This window comes from Caldimonas brevitalea (assembly GCF_001017435.1).
GTDB classification, from domain to species: domain Bacteria; phylum Pseudomonadota; class Gammaproteobacteria; order Burkholderiales; family Burkholderiaceae_C; genus Caldimonas; species Caldimonas brevitalea.
Genome location: NZ_CP011371.1, coordinates 932,478 through 947,647 on the forward strand (window position 1 = coordinate 932,478; position 15,170 = coordinate 947,647).

General features: G+C 67.4%; 14 protein-coding genes. 10 read left to right on the top strand and 4 right to left on the bottom strand.

Translation table 11 applies throughout. From position 1 onward, the window contains the following. The first annotated feature begins 120 nt into the window (after positions 1-120). The 3 genes from AAW51_RS04050 (at position 121) to AAW51_RS28930 (ending at position 3,769) form a co-directional block, all read left to right on the top strand. The gene (locus AAW51_RS04050) at positions 121-399 is read left to right on the top strand and encodes an HU family DNA-binding protein (protein ID WP_047197385.1); all 279 of its coding nucleotides are present in this window, start codon (positions 121-123) and stop codon (positions 397-399) included. A gap of 706 nt (positions 400-1,105) precedes the next feature. Continuing rightward, the gene (locus AAW51_RS04055; RefSeq protein ID WP_157359608.1) at positions 1,106-1,720 is read left to right on the top strand and encodes a hypothetical protein; all 615 of its coding nucleotides are present in this window, start codon (positions 1,106-1,108) and stop codon (positions 1,718-1,720) included. Positions 1,721-2,323: 603 nt separating this feature from the next. Continuing rightward, complete coding sequence (locus AAW51_RS28930) at positions 2,324-3,769, top strand: Hsp20 family protein (protein ID WP_083438067.1); 1,446 nt, start codon at positions 2,324-2,326, stop codon at positions 3,767-3,769. A gap of 79 nt (positions 3,770-3,848) precedes the next feature. On the opposite strand, the gene AAW51_RS04065 is transcribed toward AAW51_RS28930, so the two are convergent. The 3 genes from AAW51_RS04065 to AAW51_RS27825 form a co-directional block, all read right to left on the bottom strand. Beyond that, a complete protein-coding gene (locus AAW51_RS04065; protein ID WP_047193578.1) occupies positions 3,849-4,199 on the bottom strand; it encodes an HPF/RaiA family ribosome-associated protein in 351 nt (116 codons plus the stop codon). A gap of 64 nt (positions 4,200-4,263) precedes the next feature. Further along, on the bottom strand, positions 4,264-4,590 hold the full coding sequence (locus tag AAW51_RS04070; protein WP_047193579.1) for a hypothetical protein: 327 nt from the start codon (positions 4,588-4,590) through the stop codon (positions 4,264-4,266). A 222-nt stretch (positions 4,591-4,812) separates the two neighbouring features. Beyond that, complete coding sequence (locus AAW51_RS27825; protein ID WP_157359609.1) at positions 4,813-5,847, bottom strand: PRC-barrel domain-containing protein; 1,035 nt, start codon at positions 5,845-5,847, stop codon at positions 4,813-4,815. A gap of 582 nt (positions 5,848-6,429) precedes the next feature. Between AAW51_RS27825 and AAW51_RS27830 the strand changes: the two genes are divergently transcribed. The 6 genes from AAW51_RS27830 to AAW51_RS04110 all read left to right on the top strand — a co-directional run bounded on the left by AAW51_RS27830 (position 6,430) and on the right by AAW51_RS04110 (position 12,911). Beyond that, positions 6,430-7,395, top strand: coding sequence for an OmpW/AlkL family protein (locus tag AAW51_RS27830; RefSeq protein WP_238947756.1), 966 nt, complete (start codon positions 6,430-6,432; stop codon positions 7,393-7,395). A 51-nt stretch (positions 7,396-7,446) separates the two neighbouring features. Beyond that, positions 7,447-8,574: an alkane 1-monooxygenase gene (locus tag AAW51_RS04085; RefSeq protein WP_047197389.1), complete on the top strand. Its 1,128-nt coding sequence runs from the start codon at positions 7,447-7,449 to the stop codon at positions 8,572-8,574. A gap of 6 nt (positions 8,575-8,580) precedes the next feature. After that, entirely contained in the window at positions 8,581-9,756 is a 1,176-nt protein-coding gene (locus AAW51_RS04090) for an AraC family transcriptional regulator (RefSeq protein WP_083438069.1), read from the top strand. 198 nt (positions 9,757-9,954) lie between these two features. Next, positions 9,955-10,665, top strand: coding sequence for a DUF4254 domain-containing protein (locus AAW51_RS04095; RefSeq protein WP_047193581.1), 711 nt, complete (start codon positions 9,955-9,957; stop codon positions 10,663-10,665). Further along, entirely contained in the window at positions 10,662-11,498 is an 837-nt protein-coding gene (locus tag AAW51_RS04100) for a glycosyltransferase family 2 protein (protein ID WP_047193582.1), read from the top strand. Before AAW51_RS04095 ends, AAW51_RS04100 begins: the two co-directional genes overlap by 4 nt. A 249-nt stretch (positions 11,499-11,747) precedes the next feature. After that, a complete protein-coding gene (locus tag AAW51_RS04110) occupies positions 11,748-12,911 on the top strand; it encodes a glycosyltransferase family 9 protein (protein WP_083438070.1) in 1,164 nt (387 codons plus the stop codon). On the opposite strand, the gene AAW51_RS04115 is transcribed toward AAW51_RS04110, so the two are convergent. Then, positions 12,814-13,929, bottom strand: coding sequence for a glycosyltransferase family 9 protein (locus AAW51_RS04115; protein ID WP_053013326.1), 1,116 nt, complete (start codon positions 13,927-13,929; stop codon positions 12,814-12,816). The genes AAW51_RS04110 and AAW51_RS04115 overlap by 98 nt on opposite strands. A gap of 615 nt (positions 13,930-14,544) precedes the next feature. Here AAW51_RS04115 and AAW51_RS04120 point away from each other — a divergent pair. Then, a complete protein-coding gene (locus tag AAW51_RS04120; RefSeq protein ID WP_047193584.1) occupies positions 14,545-15,141 on the top strand; it encodes a thioredoxin fold domain-containing protein in 597 nt (198 codons plus the stop codon). The last annotated feature ends 29 nt before the right edge of the window (positions 15,142-15,170 follow it).

Sequence of the window (15,170 nt, forward strand, 5' to 3'; positions counted from 1 at the left end):
GCTCTCACAGCTTCTTAACCAGTGGTCGTGGGCCGCGGGGCCAGGAAGCAGCTAGACTGCAGGGTTCTACCGTGCGCTTTGGTGCACGTTTTTCCCATCGTTCATACCCGTCACAACCTCATGAACAAAGCAGAACTCGTTGATGCCATCGCCGCGGATGCGGATATTTCCAAGGCTGCGGCCGCCCGCGCACTGGATTCCTTCATCGGCAACGTGAGCAAGGCTCTCGCGAGCGGCGACACGGTGGCGCTGATCGGCTTCGGAAGCTTCTCGGTGACCGAACGCCAAGCCCGCACCGGCCGCAATCCGCGCACCGGCGAGGAAATCACGATCGAGGCGAGCCAAGGCGTGAAATTCAGCGCCGGCGCTTCCCTCAAAGCCGCAGTTCAAAAGAAGTAAGCCCTTCCCCATCGCGCGGCGGCGCACAGGCCTGGCCCTGGCGTCGCCCGCGGAGCACCGAGTTGGCGCTGCGGCCAACTCGTGGTCGCCTCCACCCCTGCCTCTCTGGCTGCCGGCGCGCCCTTACGGGGCCGCGCCCGTCTTGCTGTCGCGGTCCTTCCGCCGACCCGTTTCTCCCCCCGCTTTCGCCTCAAACCGGCCCCGCCCAACCAGTGATGATTTTTCGTTCCCGCTCCGTATGGGGTTGTAGTAAACGCCGCAGACGGCTGTCGCAGCCGCTCGCCCCGCAGTCGTTCCGGCCGCTGCCGCGGAGGCCGTTTTCTTTCGGTGACAAACGTCGCAGGTCGGTCCCCCACGTCTCCCGGTCCAGTGCTGGCGCCAGCGCTGCCCTGCGGCGCCGCAGGGCGCGTCGGTGCTCGACTGTTACCTTTGACAGGGTTGCCCCCCTCGGGCATCACAACCGAGAAGAGTAGGCACGCAGCTTGCTGCCTTACCTCTGCCCCGAGCGTCGTTACTGGGCTGCTTCTGCCTCCTTTCCGACTCTCACCCCTCTTTGGGCAACCCAGGCTCGGGGCACCTTTTTCCGGCAACCGCGAGAGGGCGGTCGAGGAATTGCTGCAAATTTTGCAACCGCTGGTAGTTCTGCGCTGCGCCAGCGGTTGATGTGGTTTCAGGCGTGGGCAGCCGGACGGCTGTGGGAGGACTCGTGGAATTTGTATCTGATCGACATGAGATGCTGGTGGCGGAACTGACCGTGCGCTACGGACAAGGTCAGCAACAAGAGACGGACCAGTACCGAATCCAGATCGGGCCGTTGGGCGATCCGAGTGGCAAGCTGGAAATCGTGTTGAGGAGCCCGACCCTCGGCACGTCGACGCAGAGCGTATTGCCTGCTCGCTACGCCAACGGCTGCGACAGCCTCGCGGTATTGGCGATCAAGGCGTCGATCCAGGGCCTGTTCGGCCAGGAGCGACCGGCGCCTCGCATCGTCGGCCTGCCCGAGTGGTCCGGTGCATCGCTGCAGATCACCCGCGTGCGTCCGCACCTCAGCCAGGTGCTGCGGCGCTACGAGTTGTCCGTCGAGTCGTCGATCACCGCCTGCTTGATGCGCTATCAAGGCAGCATGTTGGCCGCGATGGAAACCTTCGAGCTGTGCCGTGAAGATGCAGATCCGTTGTATGCGCTGACCCGGTTGACGCTGCGCAGCGAAACCGCGCAGGCCCTGGCCGTCAAGCAGGAACTGCCGTCGCGTAGCGAGACGCTGACCGACCCGTCCGTGTTGCGTCCGACGGCGAGCTCGCGGATCGCCGTCGCGCGCTGAAGGTTCCGACTCTACAAGTCCAAAGCGGCCGGCGTTGTGAACGCCGAGCAGTGCTTCTCCAGGTGTGCCCCTTGCTGCCCGGCAGCAAGGGGCATTTTTCATCCATGAACTCCACCGACACTTCCACTCCTCCCGGGGGCGTGCCCCCGACACCCCGTCCCGGCGATGAAGCACCCGCAGGTGCTCCTGGCACCGGCGAGAACGTCTGCCCACAATGCGGCGGCAGCGGACTCGATGCGGGCCGCACCTGCGCGGCCTGCGCAGGCACCGGCAAGGTGACGACGGGCATCGGCGGCGGCTGAGGCCGCGACCGACGCCGCGCCGGCACAGGCGCAAATTCGTCGGTAAATGCTGCTCACCGTCGGGTCGGACGACCGGCTGCTCCAGTCCAGCGCGCGCCTGCAGGGCGCCTTTCGCTGCACCGCAACAACGGAACGCAAGTTGCCGCTTGGCCTGTAGTTCGAAGGTGGCGTTGGAGCAGGGGTCCGGAACCCGTCGGCACAGCGACGGCCAACCAGGGCAGCCCTGCTTCTGCGTTGAAGTTGAAGTCGCTTCGGACTTCTCTCATCCCCTACCCTGTGCGAACCAGGAAAGGAGTGAACAATGCCCAGGATTGAGAAATCCATCGAGGTCGCCGTCCCCGTCCGTACCGCCTACAACCAGTGGACTCAGTTCGAAGACTTCCCCCGCTTCATGCACAACGTGCGCGAAGTCAAGCAACTCGACGACACGCATCTGCGCTGGTCGGTCGAGGTGGGGGGCAAGCCGCTGGAGTGGGAGGCCGAGATCTTCGAGCAGGTGCCTGACCAGCAGATCTCGTGGCGGGCCAACAATGGCACCAAGGCGAGCGCCACGGTGAAGTTCCAGCCCGTGGATCAGAACCGCACCAATATCACCTTGTCCATGGACTACGGCACGCTGGCGGGCAAGAACGTCAAGGAACAGGACCTGAACGCGCGCACCGAAGAGGACCTGCAACGCTTCGCGCAGTTCGTCGAGGAGCGCGGGCAGGAAACCGGTGCCTGGCGAGGCGAGGTGCACCAGGGCCAGGCGCGGGACACCGAGCAACAGCAGCAGGGCGGCAACGGACAAGCCGCGTCCCGGCAGGACCAGGAGCGTGGCCAGGTGCGCGAAGCGGGTGAGCGCGACCAGCAGTACGGCCGCGAACGTGACTACCAGCCGCAGTACGGCCGCGACCAGCAGGGCGGGCAGCAGCAAGGCCGCGAACTGCAGGGGTCGCAAGAGGGGCAGCGCGGCTTCGGGTCGTACTCGCAAGGGGACGGCACACGGCAACAACGCCAGGCCGCCAGCGAAGTCAACGACGCAGCGCAACGCTGGATGGGCAACACCACCCGCGCGATGGCACGCGAAACCGAACGCTTCACCACCGATGTGGTGGGACGCTCGCTAAGTGCCTTCTCCCCGCAGATGACGTTCGGCACTGGGCCCTTCTTCTCCAACTTCTTCAGCACCTTGGAAGGTCCGCTGACGATGATGCGGCGATTCTCCGAAGAGATAGACCGTGAGATGGAGACCTTCATGTGGGGCGCCCCGGGCACCACGCGCCGGGCGTTGGCAGCGCAGAGCGCGCCGCTGTGGTCACCCAGCGTCGATGTACGTGAGCGCGGTGACCAGCTGCTGATCTCGGCCGATCTGCCGGGCGTCAGCAAGGACGATGTGCGCATCGAGATCGCCGACGGTCAACTCACCATCACCGGTGAGCGTCGCGCCGATCGGGAGGAGCGCGACGAGCAAGGTGTACGTCGCATCGAGCGTGTGCGGGGTCGCTTCGTCCGGTCGGTGCCGCTGCCCGAGGGCACGATGGCCGATCGAGCCGAGGCGACGATGAACGACGGCGTGCTCGAGATCACCGTCCCGCGTGCACGCGATGGGGGGCAGCGTCGCATCGAGATCCGTGCCAAGGGCGATAACGGCGGTGAGCGCCGCGGGCAGCGTCAAGAGCGTGACGAAGGCGAAGCCCGCGTGCAGTACCAGCAGCCGCCCTCGCGGTCCTCGCAGCAGCAGCAACCGCCGTCCGCGCGAGGCTGAGCGGCGGCTCGAGCGTCAACGTGAAAGGCAGGGCGCAAGCCCTGCCTTTTTTCATGGAGACGCGCCGGGTCGGCGTGCCTCAGGACAGCGGGTCGACCGCCGGTTTCTCGCGGCGGTGCTCGTTGCGGCGGCCCACCACGGAATCCAGCGCGCGCTGCAGTTTGGCCACCGAACTCCGCAGCGCCTGGTCGACCGTCGGCGCATGGTCGCTCACGGCCACCGGCTCATGACCCGTCACGCGGGCCTCGATCATGCAGCGGATGTCGTTCGGCCCTGTCTTCTCGCTGCCGTTCACGTCGTTCAGGTGAACTTCGACGCGGGTGATCTGTTCGTCGAAGCGCTGCAGCGCCGACGCCACCGTCTGCTCGACGTCCTGGCTCAGCGAGAGGCTTCCATGGATGACATGGTCGGTGTTCAGCTGCACATGCATATTCAATTTCTCTTTTCTGAAAGATGAAGGACACGCCGGGCGCGTGCCCGGCGTGCGGCGGGTTTCAATGGAGCTGGTGTTTCAGGCTCGACAACTCGTCGTGGGCGTGTTGTATGGCACTCCTCAAAGGCTCTGACGTGTCTTGCGCCCGACGGCAGGCGGCCATCGCACGGTCGCCGAGGCGCTCGAGGTCGTCGACCCATTGCGAGATGGTCTGCTCGTCGTTCTGGCTTTGCATCATCTGCATCGCCTCGTGAGAGCGGCGGTCCAACTCGCTGACGCAAGTGCGCAGTTCCGGCGGGATCGGCCCGCCGGCCTGGCACGCCTGCAGTGCTTCGGTCGCGCATTCCTCAACGCGCTGCAAACGCAGCTTCACATCACTCATCTGCATGCTGTACTCCTATGCTGTTGTTGCCGCCAGAGTCCCTGGCGCTGCCTTGGCAGCCCGCCGGCGGCTGTCCGACGACACCACGCGGCGACGCTGCCGTGAGGCGGCGCCGGAGCGAGCAACCAGCGCCGCAGGCGGCGCGTGGCGGGCGCTGCACCGTCAGGGACTCGGAGGGCGGCCCGCCTTGCCATCCATGCATGCGATGTGCCCGCCGCCCAGCCGCGTTCAGCGCATGTTCGGGCCGGGCTCCGCGCCCCGCTGTTGTGCCGGCGTGTTGCCGGACGGGCGCACGGTGTCGAGCGCGCGGTCGACATTGCGGACATAGGCAGGATCGTTGAGGTCGGGCCAGCGGTTCTCATCGAAACCGGTCGACATGTCGAGTTGGTCGCGCGGGACGTTGAGCACCAGGTCCCGGTCGGAAGTCGGAAACGCGAAGGCACGCAACGGCACGGCCAGCAACCGGTCTTGCGGGCTCCATGCCTTGTCGAAGTCGAGCACGGCATACCGAACACGGCCGGTGCCCAGGTTGACGACCACGTCCTCGATTTCGCCGGCATCGCGCCCGGTGGCGTCGTCCACATCCTTGCCGACCAACTGGCTCGCCCGCACCAGCCGTTGGTTCGGCAAGTTCTGCGGGGTAGCTGCCGCGCCGAAATGGCGCTCGATCTCACTGCGATACGTGCGGTCGCCCCAGTTGGGCCATTTTTCCTGATCGAACCCGGGCGCTGCCTTCAGCTTGTCGCGCGGCATGTCGAGCAGCAGTTCGTCCTCACGGCCGACCGGCGAGAACAGCGTGACCGGATAGGCGAACAGCTTGTTGCCCACACCGAGGATGCCGCCGAAGGACAGCACCGCGTAGTGCACCCGTTGGTGGGTCACATCGATGATCAGATCCTTGATTTCACCGAGGTTCTCGCCTCGCGGGTTGTGAACACGCTTGCCGATCAACTGCGAGACCCGTGCATCGCGCGACACCGCACCGGCGCCGAGCGGGGCGGCGCCGGCCCCCCCACCGGGAACAGTGCCTGTTGGACCCGGCGCTGGCGGTGTGGCGGCGGTGCCCTGGGTGGCAGGTGCGGGGGCCGCTCCGGTGGCGCCGGCAGCTCCTGCGGCGCCCGCAGCACCACCGGCGCCGGTTTGGCCTGTCTGCGCCATCTGCCATGCGGTAATTGTTTCGGCACTCGCCCCGCCGGGCAGCCAGAGTGCCTGCGCCAGTGCGGCCGTGGCCAGTAAACGGGGATGCGCAAGGGCAAGCTTCATCTCGACGATTCCTTCCACGCTGGGCTTGTGAGCCGCAGACACACTGCGGGTCTTCTTTGCAGCGGGATGCAAGCGCTGGTCCTGCCGGCTGCGCCCGATGGCCGCTCGGTGAAATCCCCAGTCCGTACGCTGCGTGATGCAGTGCCGGTACCGCATCCATGGCCAGCCCAGGCGCCGGCTTTGTTCCCGTTTGGCCCAGGCCCGGCGCTTGCCCCTGGCGCGCCCGCCATGGTGATCGGGAAGTCTTCGACCCAGAAGCGGCAGGCAGTTGAATCATTGCCCGAGCCTGCCCCCGTCGGCGATTCTCGACCAAACAGGCACCGTCGCTGGTTTCCGCACTGAAGGGATCGACAGTCGGTGGTGCGCACACGATCGCTTCCGTCGACCGTGTGCCGGCCCCTGCACGGGCCGCCAGGCAGAAGCCCGCGCGCGGCGCTCATGAGGCGCACGCGAGACCCGAGCGGCGGCCTGATTACAACGTAAGACACTGGCAGGAGACAAAGTATGAATCGCAAGCCGGGGCTCGGATCGAGCCGCTGGAGGCCCGCCGCTTTGTGGTGTGCCTTGATGGTCTGTGCGCAGGTGCTGCCGGCGCAGGCCACAACGAACGAATCGGTGATGCACCGACGCTGGCAGGCGGGGGAAGACACCTCCGCCACCGCCCCCACCCCCGCCACCACCTTGGCGCAAGCAGGCGAGGGCTCGCCCCCCGCCAGCGGCCTGCAGATCGACAAGAAGCGGCGCTGGTTCGCCCGCGTCGGGGTGTCGGCGCTGAAACTCAACGACAAGTCGGAGAACGTGGAGGACGTGACAGGGCCGGTGCTGCGTTCTTCCGACCACCCGGTCCTGCGCTTCCTCGCACCGGGGGTCGAATCGTTCGGCACCCCGGAGGGGGCGACGGTAGACGTGAAGAACTCGGCCTCGTTGTTCGGCAGCGTGGGCAAGTTCCTCGACGACCACTGGGCGATCGAAGGCCTGGTGCTCGCGGTGCCCTTCAAGCACGACATCTACGGCAAAGGCACCATTGAGCGTCTGGGCAAGGTAGCGACCGTCAAACAGCTGCCACCGACGTTGATCCTGCACCGCTACTTCGGCGAGTACAACGCCCGCTTCCGCCCCTCGCTGGGCATTGGCCTCAACTACACCTATTTCTTCGACGCCGAAGCCACACCGGCGCTGGAAAGCTATACAGGTGGCCCGACGAAGATCAAGATGAAGCCGTCATGGGGCTTGGGCCTGTTCGCCGGTGCGCAATATGCGCTTACCGAAAGGCTGCATATCAAACTTACGCTGGGCTATGTTCGTGTCCGCACGACCGCGACGATGACCACCACCAACACCATGTTGTCCGGAAGTTCACCGGTGTTGCACGACTATCCCTATCCTGTGAACCAGATCCCGACGGACCCGACGTCGCGCCAGGCGATGGACAATCTGGTCGGCCAGGTCGCTGCGAAGCGGGGCGGTGATCTGGGCACTTACGAGCGTGAGCTGAAGAGCGAGCTCAACCCTTATGTTTTGCTGATGAGTGTCGGCTATTCGTTCTGATCGAAGCTGCGGCCCACGCAGCCGCGGCTCGACGGAGACTGAGGAGTGAAGATGTCCGAGACACGCCAGGCGGCCCTGCCGGCGCCCCTGTTGAAGGCAGCACGCAGTCGCTGGGGCCATCTGCTGTTCGTCTTGCCCGGCATGCTGCCCGTGGTGGCGTGGGCGCTGGCGCGGCAGGTCGGGGCTTGGGACCTCTGGGCCTGGTTCACCCCCTTCGTCTATTTCGTGATCATCCCCGTGCTCGACTTCGTCCTCGGCGAAGACCGACACAACCATGATCCGGCCGACGAGAGCGAGTTGGCCCGCGACCCCTACTACCGCTGCCTGCCGCTGTCGTGTCTGCCATTGCAGCTGGGCCTGCTGTTCTGGGGCGCCGCGGTGTGGGCCGAGGCGCCGTTCGGTCTCGCGGGGCAGCTCGGGTGGATCGTCTCGATGGGCTGCGTCGGCGGGGTGCAGGGCATCAATGCCGGGCACGAGCTGATCCACAAGAGCAACGGCGTCGAACGGGCCGCGGGCGGCGTGTTGCTCGCGAGCGTCTTGTACGGGTCGTTCAAGGTCGAACACATCTATGGCCACCACGTCGACGTCGCGACCCCGGACGACAACTCGACGGCACGCCGCGGCGAGTCTGTCTATGCCTTCATCGCGCGCGCCTTGGCGCGCAATGTGGGGCGCGCCTTCGCGCTCGAGCGCCGGCACACCGAGCGGCGTGGCGAGGTGTACCGCTGGGCGCGCAGCGAAGTGTTCGGGTGGATGCTGGTCAGTGCGGCGATGTGCGCGGTATGCGTCGCGATCGTCGGCGGCACTGCGGGTTTCGTCTACTACCTCGGGCAGGCCTTCTTTGCCATTGTGCTGCTCGAAACCATCAACTATGTCGAGCACTACGGCCTGCAGCGGCAGCGCCTGCCCGACGGCCGCTACGAGCGTGTCAACCCGATGCATTCCTGGAATTCCGACTACCTGCTGACCAATCTGCTGCTGTTCCACCTGCAGCGCCATTCCGACCATCACGCGCACGCTACGCGCCGCTACCACCTGCTCAGGCACTTCGACCAAAGTCCCCAGCTGCCCTTCGGCTATGCGACGATGGTGGTGTTGAGCTGGGTGCCGTCGCTGTGGCGTAGCGTGATGCATCCGCGCCTTGATCGCTTTCAAGCCGCGCTGTCTGCTTCGAGGTGAACCTCCATGCGTCCCACCAATTACCTTGTCGGCCCTCCTTTGCGGGCCCGGAAACCCGTCAACGGCTGGCGGCCTGCGCCGGCCAGCCGTGAACCGACTGCGGCGGTCTACGAGTCCGCCGTGACCCTGGTGCGGCTGTTGCTGCGCCACGGCGTCAGCGAAGCCGAGGTGGAAGCAGTCACCGGCATGTCGCTGGAGCGAACGCGGCATCCCGACGCCCGGGTGCCGGTGTCCCAGATCGAGCGCCTGTGGCAGATGGCCGCCGACCGGCTCAACAAGCCGGCCATCGCGCTCGAGCTGCACCACCACTATCCCGAGAACCGGCTGCATTTCGTCGCCCATCTCGGCATGCGCTGCGCCAACATGCGCTCGGCCATCGAGCACTGGCGCAAGTACGCCTTCCTGGTGTCTGAGATCGATGACGTCGACTATGTCGTCGAGGGCGGCACCGCCCGCTTCATCTACAGCTGCCGCGATCCGCGCTATACCGCCCGCTGGTTTGCCGAGCACTTCCTGTCGCTGGCCTTGTGGTTCGCCAAGAGCTTCACCGGCCACACACTCAAGCTCAACGGTGTGCGCTTCATGCATGCGGCGCCGCTCAACCGCATCGCCCACGAGCGGACCTTCCAGGCGCCGATCGAATTCAGTGCGAGCGAGAACAGCATCTCGTTCGATGCGTCCTACCTCGACCTGCCGTTTCGCACCGCCGACAGCTACCTGCATCATTTCCTGGTGGCGAAGGCCGACGAACTCAAGGCGGGGCTCGAGCAGGAGGCCCGGGTCGAGAACCAGGTCGTCGCTGCCATCTCCTTGCTGCTGACACGCGGCGAGGAGGTGACCCTGGACCGCGTGGCCGAACTGCTCAAGCAATCGCCCCGCCGCTTGCGACAGGTACTGGAAGCGGAGGGCCAGCGGTTTCGGGACCTGTTCGACGAGGTTCGCCGGGAAGCCGCGGCGCGGTATCTGGTGCAGGGCATGTCGATTTCCCAGGTCGCGGTGCTGCTCGGGTTCTCGGAGCCGAGCGCGCTGCAACATGCCTTCCGCCGCTGGTACCACACCAGCCCCGGCGACTTCCGGCAGCAGTACGCCCGCTCCGGCGCGTCCCTCGCGGACGTGACACCGTTGCCCGGCCCGGCCGGGATCCCCCGCCGCCTGACCGGCGGGGCGCACACCCAGTCCTGACGCAGGAGGTCGACGGCGCGAGCCGTCGCGTGGCTGCACGGTGGTGCCCACCGCCGTGCACGCCGCGTGTCGAAGCGCACCGTCGTTCCCGCTCCTCCCCCCCGACGCCCCCGGCATCCTGATTGCCAAACAGGTGACACAAAGGCCGGCGCTGCCGGTCGACTCGTCTGTACCTTGTTGTCGAGAAGGGGGTTTTGCATGCCTGCATCCGTACGATGGTCCGAGCACAAGGATCACCATCCGGCAGTTTCTGCCGACGTCGCATCGTCCGGCGATCTGGGCCTGAGCGCCGAAGACGTGGACGTGCTGCAGCGGACGGCCTTCCAGCTGGCCGGCTGGCCCGAGTCTCCCCATCCGGACGGCGCGCTGCGCTGGGTGGCGGCCAACCATCGCTACAACGCGCTGCTGTGGGAAGAGGAAGACCAGGCGCGCCGCACCGACGTGCCCGACGCCGAAATCGTCAAGAACAAGCGCGCCATCGACCGCTACAACCAGCTGCGCAACGATGCGATCGAAGCGATCGACGAGACCATCCTGTCGGCCGTGCAGGATGTCGCGCTGCAGGAAGATGCCTGGATCAACAGCGAGACGGCCGGCTCCATCATCGACCGGCTGTCGATCAACGCCTTGAAGCAGCACCACATGCGTTTGCAGCTGGAGCGCACCGGCGTGTCGCAGTCGCACCGGCTGTCCTGCGCTGCCAAGCTCGAGCGCCTGCAGCAGCAGCGAGAGGACTTGCTGGAGTGTCTGGACCGCTTGCTACGCGGCATGCGCGAAGGTGTTTGCGGCTATCGCATCTACCGTCAGTTCAAGATGTACAACGACCCGTCGCTCAACCCCTATCTGTGCGGCATGAAGGGCAGCAGCCCTGCCACGACCACGACGGGCCAGCCTGCCTTGAACTCATGACGGCGTCCGCACGCGTCGACGTCCTGATCCCCACGCGCAACCGGCGCACGGCGCTGGCCGCCACGCTCGCCGCGCTGATCGGCCAAAGCCACCGCGCATTCGACGTCGTGGTGTCCGACCAGTCGGACGGTGAGGCCGGCTACGAGGGTGGGGAGATCGCGTCCATCGTGCGCCTGCTCGAGGCACGCGGTCATCGTGTCTCGCTGTTGCGCAACCTGCCGCGCCGCGGCCTTGCGCAGCAGCGGCAGTTTTTGCTCGACCAGGCCCATGCGCCCTATGTGCTGTTCATCGATGACGACGTGCTGCTCGAGCCCGAGGTCATCGAGCGCCTGGTCGGCGTGCTGCAGTCCGAGCGCTGCGGTTTCGTTGGCAGCGCGGTGATCGGCCTGTCCTATCGGGACGACGTCCGACCGCACCAGCAGTCGATCGAATTCTGGGACGGCCCGGTGCGGCCCGAGCAGGTGCGCCCCGGCACACCGCAGTGGCAGCGGCACGTGCTGCACAACGCCGCCAACCTGTGGCATGTGCAGCGCGAGCTGGCCCTGGCCCCCGGCGAGACACGGCTCTACAAGCTGGCCTGGGCCGGTGGCTGCGTGATGTACGACACCGCCAAGCTGCGCGAGGTCGGCGGTTTCGGCTTCTGGACCGAGCTGCCCGACGAGCATTGCGGCGAGGACGTGCTGGCGCAGTTGCGCGTGATGGACCGCTACGGCGGCTGCGGCGTATTGCCCTCGGGCGCCTACCACCAGGAACTGCCGACGACCGTACCGCAACGCGAGGTCGACGCGCCGAAGGTGCTCGAGATCGAGACGCCGGCGGTGAGGGTGGCATGAGCGCCGCACGGCCGCCCGAAGGCGCTCGCACCGCAGTGCGCAGCACGGAGGTTGGCACCATCAGCGCCGCACGGCCGCCCGAAGGCGCTCGCACCGCAGTGCGCAGCACGGAGGGTGGCACCATCAGCGCCGCACGGCCGCCCGAAGGCGCTCGCACCGCAGTGCGCAGCACGGAGGTTGGCACCATCAGCGCCGCACGGCCGCCCGAAGGCGCTCGCACCGCAGTGCACCGCAGCACGGAGGTCACCCATGAACGCGCGTAGGCCCAGCGGGCTGTTTTGCGGGCTCGGTGCGCCGGTCGACGACGTGCGCTCGATCGCCGTGTTGCGTGCCAACGCCGTCGGCGATTTCGTGCTCACGTTGCCCGCCCTCGAAGCGCTGCGCAGCGCCTATCCCGATGCCCGCATCACGCTGCTGGGGCGGGCCTGGCATGCGGCCTTTCTCGCCGGGCGCCCGTCGCCGGTCGACGAGGTGGTGGTGGTGCCGCCGACTGCCGGCGTCACCGTCGCGCCGGGCGCGGCCGAAGACCTGCCCGCGCAATCCGCCTTCTTTGCCGAGATGCAGGCTCGCCGCTTCGACATCGCGCTGCAGCTGCACGGCGGCGGGCGCTACAGCAACCCCTTCGTGCGCCGCTTGCAGGCGCGGGTGGACGCCGGCTTTCAGGCAACCGACGCGACACCGCTGATGCGCACCTTGCCCTACCGCGAATCGCATCCCGAGGCCTTGCGCCTGCTCGAGGGCGTGGCCTTGGTGGGGGCCTACGGCTGCGACATCGAACCCCGCCTCATTGCCACGCCGCGCGACCGCGCGGAAGCGCATGCGGCGCTGCCGCCGACCGCCGGCCGTCCGCTGGTGGTGCTGCAACCCGGCGCCAGCGATCCGCGGCGATGTTGGTCACCGGCGCATTTCGCGGCGGTCGGCGACCACTTCGCTCAACTCGGCGCGGACGTCGCCATCAACGGCACCGACGCGGAAGGGGATGCCGTGCAAGCAGTGCTGCAAGGTATGCGGCAGCGCGCGCGGGCCCACGACCTGACCGGGCGTTTGTCGCTGGGTGGCCTGATGGGCTTGCTCGCCCGCGCCCGCCTGCTGGTGTCGAACGACACCGGCCCGGCGCATCTTGCGCGCGCCGTCGGCACGCCCACCACCGTCATCTATTGGATCGGCAACGTCCAGGGCTACGGGCCGCTGAGCAGTGCCCGCCATGCGACCGCCGTGTCGTGGCGGCTGGAGTGCCCGGCTTGCGGGCGCAACTGCCTCGGGGTGGACTGCGGCCACCCCGATTCGTTTGTCGACGACGTTCGGCCCGAGGCCGTCATCGCGCTGGCGCAGCCGCTCTTCGAAGCGCCGCCGCCGCTTGATGCCATGCCGCAGGAGACTCGTCCTGATCCTGCGCATCGTCGTCTGGCCTGACACGCAAGGCCCACGGCAGGGCCAGCAACGGCCAGGCGGCCTCGACGACTTCCGACGGCGTCACCGACGCGGCGTCGCCGCCTTCGCGGATCACACAACGGTGGCGCAGCCGGTCCAGCGGGGCCCAGCGCTTCGGATCGGTGGCAAAGAAGATCACCACGCTGGGCAGTTGCAGCGCGGCGGCGATGTGGGCCACGCCGGTGTCGTTCGAGACCAGCAGCCGCGAGCGCGACAGCAGCGCCGCCAGTGCCCCGACCGACAGGTCGCGCGCCGCGTTGAGGGCGGGCGTGCGCATCTTCGCCTGCACCGCTGCGGCCAGCTCGTGCTCCGAGGCGTCGCCTGTCAGCACGACGCGCCAGCCGTTGTTGGCCAGGGTATCGCCGACGGCCGCGAAGTGCTCCGGCGCCCAGCGCTTGTTCGCCATCCGCGCACCGGGGTGCAGGCAGATGAAGGTGCCTGGCGTCAGCGCTGCCAGGTCGGGGTGGCGCTGCAATTCGGCGAAGTCGGCGGGCAGCAGCGGGAAGGCCGGCTGGTCGTCGCGCACGTCCCCGCCGAGGTGCTGAATCAAGGCCAGGTTGCGGTGGATCTCGTGGAGGCCGTCCGGATAGGGCCAGAAGCTTTCGTTGCCGTCGGCGGCGGTCACGATGCCGGCCCCGGCATGGAAGCCGACGGTGCGCTTCGCGCCGAGCGCCCGCACGATGCCGTTGCTCAGCTCACCACTGCCATGCAACTGCAGCGCGAGGTCGAAGTGGCGCTCGCGCATCTGCTGGACCCAGTCGCAAAACTCGTCCATGGTGCCCCGACGCTCGGGCAGATCGGGGTGGCCGGGGAAGACTTCAAAATCATCCACCCACCCTGCAAGACGTGCGGCAAAGTCTTGCGCCCAGGGCAGGCCGATCAGGGTGATCTGCGCATGCGGGTAGCGTCCCCGCAGTGCGCGCAGTGCGGGTGTCGCACAAACAAGGTCTCCCAGCTTGAGGGCGCGCAGGACACAAATTCTCTCCACCGTTTCGTACATGCACGGTTCTCCGTCTAAATGATGTGAGGCGTTCTTCTTTCACAGCAAGGAGTGTTCCGTGAGCCCATTCAGCTGATACTCAGCCGCCAGCATCGAGCGGTCGATGGCGTCCTGCAGGTGCTGGGGTGGAGGGGGTGCCGAGGCCGCGGCGGGCGGTGGGCGCTGGCCCCGCGAGGGGCGCGACGCGCCTGCCGGCGGCCGCGGAGGGCGGGCGGGCAGCAGGTCGGAGGAATTGGCGGGCAAGACCGTCATGCCGGTCAAAGGCGATGCGGATGGGCGGGCGTTGGATGCGCCGGCCTCCCACACTCGGGTGGGCTTGCCCAAACACAGTATCGGCAGGTCTGCCCGACACTGAAGGGCGGGCTTGCAACACGCCGAAAAATCCGGCGGACCGCCGCTCCCATGGTGGTTTCGTCGTGCCGCGCCGGCCGATCCCCGAAGGACTGCCACCGCCCTCGCGTCGGCCGTGCCACCGGTGTTGCAGCTTGCACGGGGCACGCGTGTGCCGGGCGTGTCGCGGCGCTGGTTCCCGTCTGCTGGCAGCACGGCACCCGGGCATTGCGTAAGCTTCGCATTTCGATGTTTTGCCGGCCTGCGGGCCGCACCGGGCCTTCCATGACTGAATTCAGACGCAGAAGCTTGCTGCTGGCCGCCGTGCTGGCCGTTGCCGCCCTCGGCGGTTGTTCTCGCTCCGGCAGTGGCGACGCCGCCGATGGGCAGCGTTCGGCGGCCGCCGCGCCGGCCGTCAGCCCCGAGGCCGCCTATGGGCTGGCGGCGGGCGGCAGCGGGGTGCAGGTCGGGCAGCTGATGGCGGCCAATACCGTGTATGTGTTCTTCGACCCCCAGTGCCCCCACTGCGCCAGCTTGTGGCAGGCATCGAAGCCCTTGCTGGGCAAGCTCAAGATGGTGTGGGTGCCGGTCGAACTGATGGGGGCCGAATCGGGGAAGTTGGGTGCTGCCATCCTCGCGTCACCCCAGCCGGTCGAGGCCCTGGAGCGTCACGAGTCGTTGGTGAGCCAGCGCGCGCCGCTGACGGCGCCGCCCGCCGACGAAGGTGCGCGCGCCAAGATCGCGGCCAACACCGAGCTGTTCGGGAAGCTCGGCGCCGAGAGTGTGCCGACCTTGTACTTCCGCCATGCCAAGAGCGGGCAGTACGGTTCGCACTCCGGCACCGTGTCGACCGAGCAACTGAAGGCCATGGTCGGTCTTTGAACGCGGGCGGCCGGCCCGCCGCGTGCTTG

Bases quoted from the DNA above. Each gene is read 5' to 3' on its own strand.
- AAW51_RS04050 (WP_047197385.1), top strand. From the start codon at position 121: ATGAACAAAGCAGAACTCGTTGATGCCATCGCCGCGGATGCGGATATT.
- AAW51_RS28930 (WP_083438067.1), top strand. From the start codon at position 2,324: ATGCCCAGGATTGAGAAATCCATCGAGGTCGCCGTCCCCGTCCGTACC.
- AAW51_RS04065 (WP_047193578.1), bottom strand. From the start codon at position 4,199: ATGCATGTGCAGCTGAACACCGACCATGTCATCCATGGAAGCCTCTCG.
- AAW51_RS04070 (WP_047193579.1), bottom strand. From the start codon at position 4,590: ATGCAGATGAGTGATGTGAAGCTGCGTTTGCAGCGCGTTGAGGAATGC.
- AAW51_RS27825 (WP_157359609.1), bottom strand. From the start codon at position 5,847: ATGAAGCTTGCCCTTGCGCATCCCCGTTTACTGGCCACGGCCGCACTG.
- AAW51_RS04085 (WP_047197389.1), top strand. From the start codon at position 7,447: ATGTCCGAGACACGCCAGGCGGCCCTGCCGGCGCCCCTGTTGAAGGCA.
- AAW51_RS04090 (WP_083438069.1), top strand. From the start codon at position 8,581: ATGCGTCCCACCAATTACCTTGTCGGCCCTCCTTTGCGGGCCCGGAAA.
- AAW51_RS04095 (WP_047193581.1), top strand. From the start codon at position 9,955: ATGCCTGCATCCGTACGATGGTCCGAGCACAAGGATCACCATCCGGCA.
- AAW51_RS04100 (WP_047193582.1), top strand. From the start codon at position 10,662: ATGACGGCGTCCGCACGCGTCGACGTCCTGATCCCCACGCGCAACCGG.
- AAW51_RS04110 (WP_083438070.1), top strand. From the start codon at position 11,748: ATGAACGCGCGTAGGCCCAGCGGGCTGTTTTGCGGGCTCGGTGCGCCG.
- AAW51_RS04115 (WP_053013326.1), bottom strand. From the start codon at position 13,929: ATGTACGAAACGGTGGAGAGAATTTGTGTCCTGCGCGCCCTCAAGCTG.
- AAW51_RS04120 (WP_047193584.1), top strand. From the start codon at position 14,545: ATGACTGAATTCAGACGCAGAAGCTTGCTGCTGGCCGCCGTGCTGGCC.